The 16,509-nt window shown below is 44.8% G+C and carries 15 protein-coding genes; 1 reads left to right on the plus strand and 14 read right to left on the minus strand.

From position 1 onward, the window contains the following. Positions 1 to 1,312: 1,312 nt before the first annotated feature. Together AC0L6N_RS13650 and AC0L6N_RS13655 are read right to left on the minus strand one after the other, a co-directional pair. Positions 1,313 to 2,143, minus strand: coding sequence for a flagellin N-terminal helical domain-containing protein (locus AC0L6N_RS13650; protein ID WP_006993064.1), 831 nt, complete (start codon positions 2,141 to 2,143; stop codon positions 1,313 to 1,315). Between the two features lie 395 nt (positions 2,144 to 2,538). Then, positions 2,539 to 3,363 carry a flagellin N-terminal helical domain-containing protein gene (locus AC0L6N_RS13655; protein ID WP_473475233.1) on the minus strand — a complete coding sequence of 275 codons (825 nt, stop codon included), beginning with the start codon at positions 3,361 to 3,363 and terminating at the stop codon, positions 2,539 to 2,541. Between the two features lie 257 nt (positions 3,364 to 3,620). Here AC0L6N_RS13655 and AC0L6N_RS13660 point away from each other — a divergent pair, with 257 nt between their 5' ends. Then, the gene (locus tag AC0L6N_RS13660) at positions 3,621 to 4,559 is read left to right on the plus strand and encodes a hypothetical protein (protein WP_473475235.1); all 939 of its coding nucleotides are present in this window, start codon (positions 3,621 to 3,623) and stop codon (positions 4,557 to 4,559) included. 78 nt (positions 4,560 to 4,637) lie between these two features. Here the strand turns inward: AC0L6N_RS13660 and flgL are convergent, their stop codons facing one another. The 12 genes from flgL to AC0L6N_RS13720 all read right to left on the minus strand — a co-directional run bounded on the left by flgL (position 4,638) and on the right by AC0L6N_RS13720 (position 16,497). Beyond that, the gene (gene flgL, locus AC0L6N_RS13665; RefSeq protein ID WP_473475237.1) at positions 4,638 to 5,864 is read right to left on the minus strand and encodes a flagellar hook-associated protein FlgL; all 1,227 of its coding nucleotides are present in this window, start codon (positions 5,862 to 5,864) and stop codon (positions 4,638 to 4,640) included. Positions 5,865 to 5,886: 22 nt separating this feature from the next. Continuing rightward, positions 5,887 to 8,016 carry a FlgK family flagellar hook-associated protein gene (locus AC0L6N_RS13670; protein WP_473475239.1) on the minus strand — a complete coding sequence of 710 codons (2,130 nt, stop codon included), beginning with the start codon at positions 8,014 to 8,016 and terminating at the stop codon, positions 5,887 to 5,889. Positions 8,017 to 8,043: 27 nt separating this feature from the next. Continuing rightward, positions 8,044 to 9,015: a flagellar assembly peptidoglycan hydrolase FlgJ gene (gene flgJ / locus AC0L6N_RS13675; protein WP_473475241.1), complete on the minus strand. Its 972-nt coding sequence runs from the start codon at positions 9,013 to 9,015 to the stop codon at positions 8,044 to 8,046. Positions 9,016 to 9,043: 28 nt separating this feature from the next. Further along, positions 9,044 to 10,156, minus strand: coding sequence for a flagellar basal body P-ring protein FlgI (locus AC0L6N_RS13680; RefSeq protein WP_473475242.1), 1,113 nt, complete (start codon positions 10,154 to 10,156; stop codon positions 9,044 to 9,046). Positions 10,157 to 10,169: 13 nt separating this feature from the next. Then, positions 10,170 to 10,850, minus strand: a complete 681-nt coding sequence (flgH, locus tag AC0L6N_RS13685; protein ID WP_041714510.1) for a flagellar basal body L-ring protein FlgH — start codon at positions 10,848 to 10,850, stop codon at positions 10,170 to 10,172. Positions 10,851 to 10,861: 11 nt separating this feature from the next. Further along, positions 10,862 to 11,650 carry a flagellar basal-body rod protein FlgG gene (flgG, locus tag AC0L6N_RS13690; RefSeq protein WP_006993073.1) on the minus strand — a complete coding sequence of 263 codons (789 nt, stop codon included), beginning with the start codon at positions 11,648 to 11,650 and terminating at the stop codon, positions 10,862 to 10,864. A gap of 61 nt (positions 11,651 to 11,711) precedes the next feature. Next, positions 11,712 to 12,455, minus strand: coding sequence for a flagellar basal body rod protein FlgF (locus AC0L6N_RS13695; protein WP_473475244.1), 744 nt, complete (start codon positions 12,453 to 12,455; stop codon positions 11,712 to 11,714). A 177-nt stretch (positions 12,456 to 12,632) separates the two neighbouring features. Next, positions 12,633 to 14,009, minus strand: coding sequence for a flagellar hook protein FlgE (flgE, locus tag AC0L6N_RS13700; protein WP_011575841.1), 1,377 nt, complete (start codon positions 14,007 to 14,009; stop codon positions 12,633 to 12,635). A gap of 14 nt (positions 14,010 to 14,023) precedes the next feature. Continuing rightward, positions 14,024 to 14,710: a flagellar hook assembly protein FlgD gene (locus AC0L6N_RS13705; RefSeq protein ID WP_011575842.1), complete on the minus strand. Its 687-nt coding sequence runs from the start codon at positions 14,708 to 14,710 to the stop codon at positions 14,024 to 14,026. Positions 14,711 to 14,744: 34 nt separating this feature from the next. Continuing rightward, entirely contained in the window at positions 14,745 to 15,167 is a 423-nt protein-coding gene (gene flgC, locus AC0L6N_RS13710) for a flagellar basal body rod protein FlgC (RefSeq protein ID WP_011575843.1), read from the minus strand. Then, positions 15,167 to 15,568, minus strand: a complete 402-nt coding sequence (gene flgB / locus AC0L6N_RS13715; protein WP_006993078.1) for a flagellar basal body rod protein FlgB — start codon at positions 15,566 to 15,568, stop codon at positions 15,167 to 15,169. Before flgB ends, flgC begins: the two co-directional genes overlap by 1 nt. A gap of 92 nt (positions 15,569 to 15,660) precedes the next feature. Beyond that, positions 15,661 to 16,497: a CheR family methyltransferase gene (locus AC0L6N_RS13720; protein ID WP_473475247.1), complete on the minus strand. Its 837-nt coding sequence runs from the start codon at positions 16,495 to 16,497 to the stop codon at positions 15,661 to 15,663. Between the last annotated feature and the right edge of the window lie 12 nt (positions 16,498 to 16,509).

Genomic DNA, 16,509 nt, shown 5'->3' on the forward strand with positions numbered 1-16,509 from the left:
CTTCGCAATAACACTATAAATGACCGATTAGATCACCCCTCAACTAATGTTATCGACCATGACTTCAACAACTTTAGTTTTTTATTTCATTTTTTATTTTGAACGTATTTAGGACGACAGCAAAAGTAACTTTCAGAAACGAAAAGTTGGCACGCGAGGTGCTTATTAAATATGGTGAAGCAATAAGAATTGAGAAACGCCAAGAAGTTGGCGAGAAAATAAAAAAGGCCGGGCCAAATGACCCGACCGAATTGCTCACGTTAGGAGAACGAGCAAAAGAGTTTCTGTCCGACTAGCAGATCAGAGAATGAATACTGGCCTCTCAACCAAACTTCTACACTCTCAGTTCTGTTGGTCGGCGTTTTGCGCGGGTTAAACCACGCATCATCCCTGAATAATGCCAACAACTTTCCTTAGTTGCCTACCGGGCGGCCTCTCACTTCCTACCCTCTGAGTAATATCTTAGTCATGAAACAATGACCTAACATTGTTTCACGTGCATATTTGTTACTGAACAGCAATGAGAGTTGCTTTGTTCACCTCTTGTAACTGCGCCTTTTGTAACTGGATCTTTTGTAACTTCGCCTCTTGCAACGGACTTTTTCTGCCGTTGTAATGGCAATTCCTGTAAACTGATAACCTTTTGTTGCCGCTACCTGCCGATAAACTATAGTCGTTATCGGCTAATTCAAGTTTGGCTCCCTAGGGATATCCGTCAACCCAGAGAACATGTAAACTCGGTAACGCTTATCTTATCCCTAAAAGTAACCATGCTTTACAGCATACAGATACTTTAAATATCCTTTCACCTGCAGCGTAAATACACTCATTCGCGACTTACGTTATTTTCCTTCCTCATACAGAAGAGGTAATGTCTCAATACATACCATTTGGTGCACTTTAACGGTATGACTCATCGGCTCAGTCGATACACTAACTTTCAGCACTAGGCCCTATCAGTCTGGGTCACTTTCATCATCTATTAATGCCTTTGTCTAGCTACCTTGCCTTTAGTTAGAAGCCCGTTTTATTAATAGCCAATGTTCAACAGCCTTAATTTCAAAATTTAGTAGTGCTATTTTGGCACATAAAGTGCTTAATCTAGCTTGCCAACTGGTACCCTGGTTGGCCTATTTTGTTTGTGTTACCACACGACAAAATGTATCGAGCGCAAGCTCTAGCTGACAGGCAGGTTTGATGGCCTAAACCTCAAAACCTCACTACCTCCTGGCGTCTTCCTTGTCTGTCAGCCATTTCACTTTCTTTGAAATCCCTTTGATCATCCGAGTTGCCACTCATCTAGGCACTATTATTAACCTTGCAGTAGTTGCAGAGCTGATTGTGGACGCTGATTAGCTTGACCTAAAACAGTAATACTCGCCTGTTGAATAATTTGCCACCGAGTCAATTCTGCCGTTTCAACTGCAAAGTCAGTATCTCGAATACGACTGCGGGCTGCTGACACGTTTTCAGATATGTTGCTCAGATTGCGTATAGTTGACTGAAATCTATTTTGAATAGCACCGAGATCAGCACGCTTAGCATCAATAACCGATATTGCTTCTAATACAGCGACCATCGCTCTTGATGCTTGGGCTTCTGTGGCAACGGAGATAATTTCTCCTTCGAACAAACCCTCTGGCCCATATCCATTTGCTCTAGATATATTGACGCTGATTGTCTGACCCGGGTTTGCTCCCACAAGAAATGCAGATGAGAACCCACCACTTAGGATATTTACACCACCGAATTGAGAAGTAGCAGCGATTCGGCTCATTTCAAATTTGAGCGCATCGACTTCTTTTTGCAATGCCAGTCTATCTGCTGATGCATTAATCCCGTTTTGAGCCTGAACGGCTAAAACCCTAATACGTTGGAGTGCGGTGGTGACTTCCCCTAGCGCTCCTTCTGCGGTTTGCGCTAAAGAAATGCCATCATTGGCGTTTCGCACGGCCATGTTAAGGCCTAAAACCTGGGTCGTAAGTCGGTTAGATATTTGCAATCCAGCCGCATCATCTTTGGCACTATTAATGCGAAATCCAGATGATAATCTTTCAAATGCCGTGTTTAAATTATTGTTCGACGTGAATAACTGACGAGTAGCATTCAACGACGACACATTCGTATTAACGAATAAGCTCATTTTCTTTCTCCTAACGATTTTTTAAACTTTCACCCGACTATTATTTTTTTGTATCGTGGTGAATACAGGACCTTGCTTTAATTATTATTGGTCTCTGTTTCTAGTGCTGGCTTATTATTTTTTTGAGTTACCTAGCGACTATGTTTAAGTTATCGAACGGATACAGAAAATCCTTTAGCATTAAAATTGACTAAATATTTTTCTACTTCAAATTCAAACACTTACAGATAAAAATAAACGCAAAAAAAGCCGAGGGATACCCCTCGGCTTTACGCTCTTACTTTAGGAGAGAGTGAGCAGACTCTCAACTGATTGGTTCTTTTTAACCTGGTGCACTACCTCCTGGCTTCAAAGCCCCAAACAGTAGGGTCTCGAAACCTAGGTTAACTAACCAATTAACCTAGTAAAGATAAAGCTGACTGAGGACGCTGATTCGCCTGACTCAGTACGGTTAAACTCGCTTGCTGAATGATTTGGTTACGCGTCAATTCTGCAGTTTCAGATGCGAAGTCAGTATCACGAATACGTGAACGAGCACCTGATACGTTTTCAGAGATATTAGACAGGTTACGGATAGTTGATTGGAAACGGTTTTGAAGCGCACCCAAGTCCGCTCTTACGCCACCTACAGAAGAGATAGCTTCAGAGATAGCCGTTAGCGCTGCAGATGCACCCTCAACGGTATCTACGTTAACATCATCAATGCTCAGGCCTGCTGCACCGAACCCATCGGTACGGGACAAGTTTACAGAGATATTCTGTCCACCATTGGCACCTACCAAGAACTTAGCCGAAAAATCTCCTTTAAGGATATCAGTCGTACCAAACTGAGAATCAGTTGAAATACGCGTGATTTCAGATTTAAGGGCTGAAACTTCTTTCTGCAAAGCTACACGGTCTGCAGAAGAGTTAATGCCGTTTTGCGATTGAACAGCAAGCTGACGGATACGCTGTAATGAAGATGTTACTTCACCTAATGCGCCTTCAGCTGTTTGCGTCAATGAAATCGCGTCGTTCGCGTTTCTAGCGGCTTGATCAAGACCTTGTACTTGAGTGGTCAAGCGGTCAGTAATTTGAAGACCTGCGGCATCATCTGCTGCACGGTTGATTCGAAAGCCTGATGAAAGACGTTCGAAAGAAGTATTCAAGCTGTTAGCTGAATTAAATAATTGGCGTTGTGCGTTCAAAGACGACACGTTGGTATTTACGTATAAACCCATGGTTTTCTCCTACACTCTCAGTCCAGTTTTCACTGGCAACCGAAAATCTTAATCGGTGGTTAAATAACACTAATTAGTATGATGATTCGTTAAATAAATCATCACTACTGGCTCTCTCAGAAATGTTATCGACGGTAGGATAATTCTCTTTAACTAAAATTTGCCGTTTTTTCGTTAAACGGCAACGAATTGCCGCTTTGCAATTGCTAAACAATTGAGTTTCAATGGTTTTATTAAAAGCGCCACGGTCAAAAATAATGCAAATAAAAAGTATTAAACGCGTAACTCACGCGCACAAACATCACGCATTTAGCGATTTATGTGAGTTTAAAGGGGCGCTTTACTGTTGTTTTAGAGTAGCGAGCAATCATGTGAGTGACGATGGTGTCGTTAACGTGTTAACCCTCACCGATGATGGCAAAATAACGTATAAACAGCATATCAGCCTGCCTTCTAGTGATTTGCGTGACCCTAAGCTGAGTATTACACCCTCGGGGGAGCTCATGTTATTGGCGTACTCTCGTCGAATACGTTCGTCTGCCTCTACTAGCGGGTTGGGGTCACATAGCCCGGTCGTGTGGACTTCGCAGGATGGACTAAGTTGGTCTAGCGCCAAGAATATCGGTGAGAAACACTGGTGGCTATGGCGACTTCGCTGGCACAAACAAAAAGCATATGGGCTTGCATATAATCGTTCAGCCAATGCGGTACACTTTTACGGGGGTAACCCAAAGCGTAGCTTCCACCGCGACAAAACCAATGCCTTTAGTTTGCAAACCCACGACAAAGGCTACCCGAACGAAAGCGATATGTGTTTTGCAGAAGATGGCACTGCTTATGTGGTTTTACGTAGAGACAGCGATACTTATAGTGCCCAGTTTGGAACAAGTAAGTCACCTTACGCACATTGGCATTGGATTGATTTAGGCTTCTATTTAGGTGGGCCTAACATGCTAAAGCTCGATGACCACAATGCGCTACTAGCAGGCAGGATAATATATAAAGGCAAATTCGTGACAGCGATACTAAATCTAGAGCTTAAAAGCGCAAAAATCACACTGCTCAAGGTTTTGCCTTCAAGTGGGGATAATAGCTATCCCGGCATGGTTAGACGCAAAGATACCGTGTTTGTTAGTTATTATTCATCACACCAAGACCGACAAGCGCACATATATTTAGCTCAGATAGCGCTTTAAACGGATAAAGCACTGTTTGAAACTTTAAGGCTGTAACTGAATGCGAAAACTTTCAGTTCAGGCCTGAGCTACTAGAGCTTAACTGATGTAATCGAAAAGCGATAACCCTGTCACTTTTGCAAATGTAGCTTGGGCCGCTTGTAAAGCAGTCTCTTGTTTGCTTAGTTCTGATACCGCTTCTGCGTAGTCAACATCTTCGATATTTGCTCTAGCCGTTTTATTGGATATTTCGAGATCTAAGTTTGACGCAAATACCGATTGCGCCACATTGAGCTTCCCACCGAGCAACGATATTGAATCAGCGATACTGGTCAAGCTATTATCTACACCTATCAAGGCATCGCTAATTGCCTGTTCATAATCTCCGTCGGAAATATTTTCATCTCTGAGACTGTTGTAAAAGTCATTGAGAGTTTCAGCAATATTTTTCTTTTCAGGTTTTTGTAGCGTGTAATTAACGGTATCGCCTACAGCGCCTTCGATCGTAAACTCTTGCCCTTGAAACTCGAAAGGCTCACCACTGGTATAGGGTTGCGTGCCCACCACAGTGCCAGTACCAACATTGGTAATAGTCACTTCATCGACACCCGTAATACTTATCTGATATTCATTATTCGCTGGGGTAACAGGGTCGTAATTTTGTTTGTGAAACTGATCAAATTCGCTTTGAGCACTTATTCTGGTTGATGCCGATGCAACACCACTTGTGGAAGTAATTTGGCTGTCCAATCTTGCGTACACATCTTCGAATACCGTTTGACCAGAGTTATTCATCGCTAAAGAAAAGGTATTTGAAATGCGAATATCGTTTAACCCTTCGTCCCCCTCAAAGACGTACTTATTACCAGCTGCCCCGGCGGTATAACTGAATGCAGGGGTAGAAGATTGGTAACCAGCAAAAATATATTCACCATTTGCACTTTGGCTATTCATAGCATCAAATATTTGATCTCGAATTTGTCCAATCTCTATGCTTATTGCATTACGGTCATTAACATCCAATATGCCATTACCCGCTTGAATCATGAGCTGCCTTGCTCTTTGAATATTGTCGGTTACGTTTCCGAGTATAGTTTCTTCTTGTTCAATACTGTTGGTCAGCAAGTTGTTGTTCTTGTTGTATTGCGCAATTAAATCAATTTCTTCTGTTAAACGTATCACCTGAGCAGAACCAACGGGATCATCCGACGGTCGAAGTAATTTTTTACCGGTAGATAGCTGCTGCTGAACATCCGACAAATCATCTTGATTATCTAGTACAGCACGAATGCTTCTATCATATAACTGACCAGTGGAAATTCGCATTATAAACCCCTCACGTGTTTCATTATCTCACCATACTCAAAATGGTATCGAACATCTCTTGCGCAGTGTTTAATAAGCGAGCTGAAGCCGCATAAGATTGCTGAAAGCGCACTAAATTGGCCGCCTCTTCATCTAAACTCACACCTGACACTGAGTCATACCAATCTTTTGATTGTAGCTTTAGCGCCTCGCCTGCTTTGACCGCAATATCCGCATTGGCTGCTTTTTGCCCTATATCGCCAACAATATTGGCATACGCTTCATGGAAACTAACCGGATCACCAGATCCCGCATTATTGAGTTGCATGCCGTTCTCGTTCTGCAGGTTAGCCATGATTAAGCCATTACGGTTATCATTAAGCCCATTTTGGTTGAAACCGATAGAGAATGTATCTCCCGCTTTCGGCTCCCCTTGCAACGTAAAATCGTAACCTGGGTAATTATCAAGTGCACTAAATGCTGCGGGCCACCCTGGCGTGCCAGAAGCTTGCTCTAAAAGGTTATCCATCGATGAAATACCACTCACAGTCGTGATAACAGTACCTGCGCTATCAAGCACTTCATATTCAGTGGCAGAGTTAAACCGCACCGCTGCAGGTGCACCGACTCCACCACCGGGCGCAGCGCCAGGCGCATGAATACCTCCGGCCCCGTCAAAACCCGATGAGCGTGAATCAAAAGGTGCGGTGTCTACAAAGGTATTTGTCACTGTTGTTGAAACGAGCTCTGAGCCGCCTAAATTATCTTCGCCGGCTTCTATTCTAATCGGGCTTGCTAACGCTAAGTCTTCTGGGCGTGTGGTGAACACTTCGATTTTGTCTGCCACATCTTTGGTCGGTTGCAATAAGAACTGATCGCCTACCGTGTAACCAGTGCCTTTTGAAAACTCTAACTCGATACCCCCAAAGATTTCATTATACTCGCCACTTTGTGCAGTTAACCCTGTATAAGTCTGAGTAAGAGCCGCACCGTTCACATCGGTCACAGCTGAGCCATCTAGGTTCAGTAATTCAACGGTGACATCTACAGTTGGCGGCACCCCCGCCGTGACTCCGTCAACGGTAACTCGGTAATCAGCGCTGGTAATTTCACTGGCACCGCCTTTTGAAATACGGCCATTAACGATAGAAGTGCTATCAGCATTGCCTGGATAGTTCAGCGCCGTGGTGATAGGGCGTGTAAAAATCTCGCCTCCCAATTGCTGGTCATAATCCATACCCGCCCGGTTTTGCGTATTCACAGCTTCGGTTACCGCTAAAGCGATTTGCCCTAGCTCTCGGCGACTAGGCTCCAATACCTCGTCACGATAGCGAAATAACCCACCAATCGTCCCTCCTAGCTCGGTTTCCGCTAAGTTTAAAGAGGTTGGTTTGCCATTACTGGTCAGCTGTAACGATTTATAGTTCAAATCTGCACTGTTACTCACTTCAAAAACACTAAACGTGCCGTCTTGCATTACAAGTGACTCACCTGAGGTGAGGTTAATCATGATGGAGCCATCATTGTTTGAACTGTTTCGGGTCTCAATCGACACCAGACTGCTTAATTCCAGCACCGCATTATCTCTTTGATTCATCAGCGCACCAGGCTCATCGTGACGATTATTAGCTTGAGCGATTCGAATAGACTCATTAAATGAGGCAATAGATTCGACTAAAGAATTCACTTTATTTAATGAGGAGGTAAACTCAAAATTAACTTCCCTCTCTTTCTCAGCCATAAAGGTCGATAATGTGCCCATCTGGCCAAGCATTGACTCGGCATCGCCCAACACCAATTGTCGAGCAGACATATTTGTCGGATCATCATTAGCCGTTTGCAGAGATGCAAAAAAACGGCTCATACTACTTGAAATGCTATTTGCTTCGCTGGCGAAAACATTATCTAAAACAGCCGTTTTACTCCAATAAGCTTCATGCTCAGCAAGATTGGTGGTGTCTCGGCGCAGCTGGTTCTGAGCAAACGTGTTCATTACTCGCTCAGTAGTGAATTGGCCAACACCTCCGGTTAACTCAGCTACGAAGTTTGTTCGCTCACGAACATAACCTTCGGTGTTCACATTGGCTATATTATTACCTGTGGTACTGAGTAATTGATTACTTGCCTCCACACCAGAGCGGGCGATAGAGAGCAGATCCGCCGTTCTAATCATGATTTATACTCCGCAAACTGATGTTGTTCATGGTTGATAATTATTCAGTGAGCCGCTGTTTAGAACGGAAATAACTTTCTGCGCATACGTTGGGTCGGTGGCATAACCCGCTTGCTGCAATTCGTCGAAGTAGCGTTTAGGATCGCCAGTATTTTGCAGCGCTTGCTTGTATCTCGGGTTGTCTTTTACAAATGACGCATAGTCTTGCATCGCATCATCGAAGGAATTGTAAGCTCTAAATTCGGCTTTTTTCGGCGCTGCAAGCCCTTGTTCAAACTCAATAGTGTTCACCTTTACAGTGTCACCTTGCCAGCCATTGCCCGCTTTAATCCCAAACAAGTTGTGGGTATTGCCTTTCTCAGTGTGCATCATGTATTGTCCCCAGCCAGTTTCCACCGCTGCTTGGGCCAATAATGCTTTGGGCTCGATGCCTAGTTCTTTTGCCACTTGCTGAGCAACAGGATAGAGCGCATCCAAAAATTCGTTCTGATCACTAAAAGCGGCATCTTTGTAACCTGCATTGGATGCTGCGGTCTCAGGCAGGCGTTGTTCGGGTAGCGCTATTTGTTGCGCCTGATGAATGCTTTGTGCACTGTGACGATTAATATCTGACAGGTTGCCATCATTTCGAATAACACTTGAGGGTGTGAATCCATTCCCGCCTTTGCTTAACTGTTTTACGATAATGTCGGCCAAGCCGATACTGCCGTTATTCGACATATCTGTCGCTAACTGCTGATCGTGCATATCGCGATAAAACTTAACTTGTTCAGAGTTAAATGGGCTGTCTTTGTCTGCCATAACATCTTGAGCTTTTCGCATAGACTTGAGCATCATTTGCACAAAAATAGCCTCGAACTGCTTCGCGGCCTCTTGCAGAGCCGCATCATCGCCGCTTTGTGCTGCTCTGCGCAGTTTGTCTAAGCCTTGAATGTCATTCGCATTGCGCGACATATCAAATTGACCTTGAAACTTTATGCTGTTGTCTATGTTATCCATCGACTATGCCTCGGCCCGGTTAATCACGCTAAATTACGACCAGCTCGCCTTGTAAGGCACCTGCCTCACTTAGTGCTTCAAGTATTGCCATCAAATCCCCAGGGGCTGCACCTACTTCATTTACTGCGCGCACTAGTTGGTCCAACGTCACGCCTGGATCAAACTTAAACATGCGAGTGTCGTCTAGATTCACATCAATAATGGACTGGTCTGTAACGACTGTATCTCCCTGCCCTAAGGGGTTAGGTTGTGTTACCTGCTGATTTTCACTGATCGTCACTGTTAGCCCACCGTGTGTAATGGCCGCGGGTAGCAGACGTACGTCTTGACCAATCACTATGGTCCCTGTGCGACTGTTAATAACGATGCGTGCGGGTGCTTTAGCTGGCATAAATTCAAAGTTTTCTAGAGTAGCTAAAAAGCCCACTCGCTGACCTACATCTCGGGGGGCTGACACGCGAACCGATGCTGCATCAATAGGGGTTGCAATCACATATCCTTTATCGGGATCCGCGCCTAAACGCTGATTAATGGTATCGGCTAGGATCTTGGCTGTTGAAAAATCCGGATAATTTAAATTGAGCGTTAAAAAGTCATTTTGCATGAAGCCGCTAGGCACAGCGCGCTCTATCAGAGCACCGTTTGCGATACGACCAACCGTGGGCGTGTTGGCGACAATTTTAGAACCGTCTGCTCCCTCAGCGCCAAAACCACTGACTACCATGCTTCCCTGGGCAACGGCATACACTTTGCCATCAAGACCTTTTAGAAAAGTTTGCAGTAATGTCCCCCCGCGCAAACTTGCCGCTTCACCAACAGAGCTCACCGTTACGTCAATCGTTTGCCCTGGCTTTAAAAAAGGCGGCAATTCAGCGTGAACTGCCACAGCAGCCACGTTCTTTATTTTAGGCTTTAGAGAGCTGTCTAGGCTGATGCCGAAGTTCGACAACATGGTACGAAAACTTTGTTCAGTAAACGGACTTTGCTCACCGGTACCAGGCAGACCCACCACCAAACCGTATCCAACCAGTTGGTTACTTCTTACGCCCTGTACACTTGCTAAGTCTTTTATGCGTTGAGCCTGGCCCACCGGAGCAATAATAATGCTCGATACCATGAGAATGAATAGAAGTAATTTCATATACCGCTCCTGCCTAAAAAGGCCAGTACTCAGAAGAAAAGAACTTGGTCAGCCAACCTTCTTTTTGTGCTGACGCAAACGTGCCTGTGCCGCTGTACTGAATACGAGCGTTGGCAATTTTAGTCGATACTATTTCATTCGTCGGACTAATATCAGCTGGGCGTACGACGCCTGTTAGACGGATATATTCGTTACCGTTATTTAACGTTAACCATTTTTCACCGCGCACTAATAAGTTTTGATTGGGGAAAACTTTCATCACGGTGACAGAAATATCGCCGCTTAGGTTATTACTTTGGTTCGCTGACGCATCCCCAGTAAATTCATTTGAGCTGTCTACACCAAGTTGAATTGACTGAGAGCCAATATTAACGGCGTTCCCGCCTAAACCAACAATAGGGTTTACATCCAGAGCCGACTCTTTAGAGGTGGTTGTTCCTGCTGATTTAGTTGCGCTGGTATTCTCTTCTAGGCTTACCGTTATAATGTCGCCTACGCGACGAGCTTTTACGTCAGAGTACAAACTATTGGCCATGTCAGCCTGAAAAATTGAGCCGTCTTCGGCAATTTTCTGCCGCGGCAAATCAGCCGTAATAGGTGCATAGTAAGGGTCGTTCGGCATGATATCCGGCTCGGGCGTGCTCTGGCATGCGCCGAGTAATCCACTTAATCCAATGACATATAAGGCTTTCATAATATTAACCATTAAAGTTGTTGAATGACCTGACCTAACATCGAATCCACGGCCGAAATCACTTTAGAGTTCATCTCGTAAAGGCGCTGGCTTTCAATCAAATTCACCAGCTCTTCTGTCACGTTAACGTTAGATGTTTCCAGTGCTCCCTGAACAACCGTGCCTAACCCTTCAAGGCCAGGCACGCCTTGAATTGGCGCGCCGCTGGTTGCCGTTTCCACATATAAATTCTGACCGATAGGCTGTAAGCCCGTCATATTAACGAAATCAGAAAGACTGATTTGCCCTAGCACTTGTGGGTCAGCCTGACCACGAATAGAAGCGGATACCTCCCCGTCTTGAGAAATCGTAATTTGCTGAGCATCTTCGGGCACAGTGATATTAGGCTGGAGTAAAAAACCGGCCCCTGGGGTGACGATTTGCCCCTCATCATTAAGTGTAAACTGACCGTTTCGGGTATAAGCAATACTGCCATCTGGCTGCTGTATCTCGAAAAAGCCGCGCCCTTGAATCGACATATCCAGTGCATTTTCTGTGGTCAGCATATTTCCCTGAGTATGGGCCTTTTGCGTGGCAACCACTTTGCTACCTGCGCCAAGCATCAAACCCGAAGGCAGTTCAGTATCGGCTGATGAGCGACCGCCAGGCTGGTTAATATTTTGATAAAGCAAATCTTCGAAAATCGCCCTGTCTTTCTTAAAACCAACGGTACTGGCGTTGGCCAAGTTGTTCGAAATAACAGCCACATCAGTTTGTGCTGCGTCGAGTCCGGTTTTGCTGATCCATAATGCTGGGTGCATAGGTCACCTCCTCTTTAAAATTATCTTAAGCTCGCTAGCGCTAAGTCGTTTTCAATCATGATTAGATAATACGCAGCAATTGATTCGCTCTTGAATCAAGATCACTGGCTTCTTTCATGAATTTAATTTGCATCTCGTAATGGCGCTGCAGGCTGATCATGTCGACCATTTCTTCTACAGGGTTCACATTACTGCCTTCTAACATGCCGTTGCGTATACTGACCGTTGGATCAAACTGCGCCAACTCACCGTCTTTCTGGCGAAACAAGCCATCATTTCCCCTTTCAATATTGTCTAAAGCTGGGTTTACCAATTTCAATCGCCCTACTTCTTCAAGCACGGTTTCTGGCGCCCCTTGAGGTCGTACAGAGATGGTTCCGTCACCAGCAATGTTAATATTCGACAAAGGGATAGGTAAAAAAACGGGACCAAACTCTCCCAAAATAGAATTACCAGAAGAATCCTGAAGTTGACCATCAGCACTGATCTGTAAGCTACCGTTGCGACTGTATGCTTCAGCTCCATTAGCATCGAGGACCGATAACCAGCCCTCTCCTTGGATCGCTACATCCAACTCACGCTCTGTTTGGATCATCGCCCCGCCTTCAAAATTATTGGCAGGGTTCTCTGTCATGGAAAATACTCGAGTTGGTAGCCCTTCACCAAATGCCGGCATGCTGCGCGCCTGCTCTAACTGGGCGCGGAAACCAGTGGTCTGCGTATTAGCAAGGTTATTTGCACGAACAGCGGTACCAAGAAGATCTTGTTTAGCACCACTGGCTGCAATATAAAGCAATTTATCCATGACAACTTCTTGACGAAAAGTGAACTTAATAAGAACGCTGCAAATAAGATGCCATTCATCGACGAACAAGTTTTAAATAGACAAAAGTTGAAGCTGTGAAGAAGTGTATAGCGGGCTTTACTTCGATATGAAAAAGGCCACAAATTGCGGCCTTTTAGTATTAATATATTGAATTTATTAACGAATATTCAAGATAGTCTGGTTAAGCTGGTTGTTAACTTCGAGCGCTCGAGAGTTCGCTTGGAAGTTCCGTTGAGCGATAATCAAGTCAATTAGCTCAGTGGTCAAGTTCACGTTTGCCTGCTCTAATGCGGATGAGTTGATGTCACCAAAAGTACCAGTTGTTGCCTCACCGGCAAGTGCTTCACCGGATAGGATACTTTCTTGCCACTGGGTATTACTTTGCTGCGTCAAACCTTGGTCATTAGCAAAACGCACTAGCGCAACACGAATGATTGGCTCAGATGTACCGTTTGAATAGGTTGCACGAACAAGACCGTCCGCACCGATATCGATACCAGTCAACCGGCCTACTGCCAGTCCATCCTGCTCGAGTGAAGTCACTTCAAACGCGGAAGCAAACTGGGTTGGTTCATCAGGGGTAGCATTACCTGGGTCGAAAGCAAAATTAGTGGTGATGGTTTGCGAAGGGTCAGAACCATTAGCTAAAATTGTTCCGCCTAATGCGACAGAGGTGATATCGCCCGTAGCACTACTCGTGCCATCGGCATTGGCAATACTGGTAAAATCACCACCAGCGCTAAAGGTCATTCTATATCCAGCGACCGGGGAGCCAGTGGTTTCTCCGACTACATTTGGCCCAGTAATAGGTGGAACGCCTGGCGTATCGCCTTCGGTATTTAATGCAATATCATCCATATAAGTAGTAACCACCCACTCATTGGTGGCAGCTTGATCCTTCATGAAGTAGTAAGTCATAACATGACTATCACCCAATGAGTCGAACACAGTCACTGAAGTTGCCGCGTTATAAGTCAGTGGATCGTCAGGATTAAATAAATCTAAATCGACAGCATCGTCCCCTGCGGGTAAATTCATCTTTAATGATACTTCTGACGTAGGCTGCGGAGAGCCGGATGAGTCAGGGATACGAACGGCTTGGGTTGTACTTAATGCTACTGAAGATGATGTCCCATCAGGGTTCACAGGGAAACCAAGCAAGTTATCACCATTGGAGTTGACTACGAAGTTTTCAGCATCCAGCTTGAACATACCAGCTCGCGTAAATGAAAACTCTCGAGAGTCAATTTCTGGGATGGTGGCAAAGAAGCCATTGCCTGTCACCGCTAAATCAAGTGAGTTATTAGTAAACTGCAGACTACCTTGGGAAAATTGCTGAGCGACTTCCTGGGTAATTACGCCGTCACCTACCTTAGTTTTACCGCCCGCTAACAGTGATGATGCATATACATCGCCAAACTCTGCTCGGGATTCTTTAAAACCAACCGTATTCACGTTAGCAATGTTGTTTGCCGTTGTATCTAAGTCTCTTTGCGCAGCGGAAACGCCACTCAATGCAATATTAAAAGACATGTTAAGTTCTCCTGTTAACCACCAAGTTGAATGACGTCGTCGAGCTTGACGCTGACATCACCATCTAGATTTAATATGACACCTTGACTACTGCCAGCTAAGCTGACGCTATCAACGTGTCGATTGACTGCTGTAACGAGTTGCTGGGGCTCGCCCGACACATTACCTTGCGCTTTGACCACATAATTGCCAGGAGGCATAAAATTGCCAGCAGCATCTTTTCCGTCCCAGTTGAATTGAATATTGCCAACAGGCTGCGTACCGATATCAAGAGTCTTGACGATACTACCCGATTCGTTCTCAATCGTAATTTTGGTATTAAGTGTAGTGGAATCGTTAATCACAACCCCGGATACCCCCTGACCTTCGCTGGCCATGTGTGCCACATCACCCTGCAATAGTACTTGTTGACCAATCAGGCTAGACGCTTGCAATGCTTGGTTTGAAGTCATGGACGTGGCGAAGGTTTCAAATTTCTCGTTGAGCTGGCTGATACCATCGGCCATAGTGAAGCTTGTCATCTGCGCCACCATCTGATCATTGTCAACCGGCTTACTAGGGTCCTGGTTGGCCAATTGTTCAGTCAGCAAGGAGAAAAAATCTTCTTGTGACAAATTTTGATTGCTTTCATCAGCGACGGGAACCGTTTCAGGTTGCCAATAAAGGTCACTGTTTAAGCCGTTCTTAATTAATGTATCCACGTCAATTCCTCGAAATTATTCGGTCCGCGAACGATTAGCTGCCTTGGCCTAAGCGCAGCACATTCCTGAACAAACGTTTAGTAGTGTCTGCTACTTGAACATTTGTTTCATAAGCTTTAGACGCTGACATCATGTCTGCCATTTCTTCCACTATGTTCACATTTGGCTTATATATGTAGCCATTTTCATCAGCCATCGGGTGACCTGGGCTGTATTCGATTTGAAGGGGAGCATCGCTCTCTACAATTCCCATAACTTGCACACCTGTACCCGCATTCTGATCTTGAGATGCACGTTGTAATTCGGCAGCAAATACAGGGTGACGAGCCTTATAGGTTTGGTCATAGCTGCTACTAACGGAATTCGCATTTGCCACATTACTTGCCGTCGTGTTTAAACGAACGCTTTGAGCACTCATGCCTGTGCTGGCAATATCCATTACGTTAAATAAACTCATTAGTTTTGACCTCCGCCGATGGCTTTCTTCATGCCTTTAATTTTACCGTTGAGAAACTCGACACTCGCCTGATAACGTAAACCATTATCTAGAAACGCATTCCGTTCGACTTGTACATCAACGTTATTGCCATCGCCGGTATCAGGTTGATTATTGATGCGGAACTGCATCTCCCCTGATCCTTGCATATGGCCTTTAATATGATTTTCGTGAGTGCGGGTAAGGTTTTGATTACGACCATTTTGGGCGCTGCGCATAGCGTCTTGAAAGTTAATGTCTCGCGCTTTGTAACCGGGTGTATTGGCATTGGCCAAGTTGCCAGCCAGCACTTCCATACGTTCAGTACGTACTTGAACCGCCTTGTGGGTGAATCCCATTAACTTATCTAAACTGATTGCCATTCGCTTTACTCCTCATTCGTCAGGAGTAAAGCAATAGCTATGCCATAAAAGAATTGACAGTTAGAGGAAGGATAGCTAACAAATTGAAATTGTTAACTTTTTTTAACGTAATACAAACCGCTACCGCTACGATTCATAACGAAATCATTGGAAATACCCGACATTGACTCCGATGCGCCAACAAAAAGAACACCTTGTGGTTGCAGGCAAGCGGCAATTTTTTGCAGTATCGACGCCTTGGCATTTGCCGAGAAGTAAATCAGTACATTGCGGCAAAATACAACGTCGTAACGTGTGACGCTTGAGAAGGGAGTCAGTAAATTGATGGGTTTAAACGTGACTAAACTGCGCACACTTTGCTTTAAAACACTGCTGTTACCACCGACGCATGCGTCAAAAAACCGCCCTCGACGTTCATCTGACAACCCTCGAGACAGTGATAAATTATCGTATTGTGCTGCTTTTGCTAACGTTAACATATCACTTGAAATATCGGTTGCGACGATATCTATACCCGCCGAAAACGCGTTTGAATACCTAGCTTGATATTCACGTACAGCCATAGCGATTGAATAAGCCTCTTGTCCAGAGGAGCAAGCTGCACTCCAAATTTTAATCGGTTTACCGGTCTTTGATAGTGAGGGAAATAGGGTATTTTGCAGCGTTTCAAAGGGGTAACCATCGCGGAACCACAGTGTTTCATTTGTGGTCATGGCATTGATCACTGCATTTGTTAATGCCACATCGTGATTGGCGATGGTCCGCTTGATCAGTTCCGACAGGGATTTTTGCTTAAATTTTGCAACTAGTGGTGACAACCGACTGTTTACCAGATATTGCTTGTTATCCCCCAGCACGATGCCACATCGATTCTCCAAATAACGGCAAAATAAACTGTATTCTTGTGCATCAAGTGTATTACTGGTCAATCGCTTTCCTAG

This window comes from Paraglaciecola sp. G1-13, assembly GCF_055809255.1.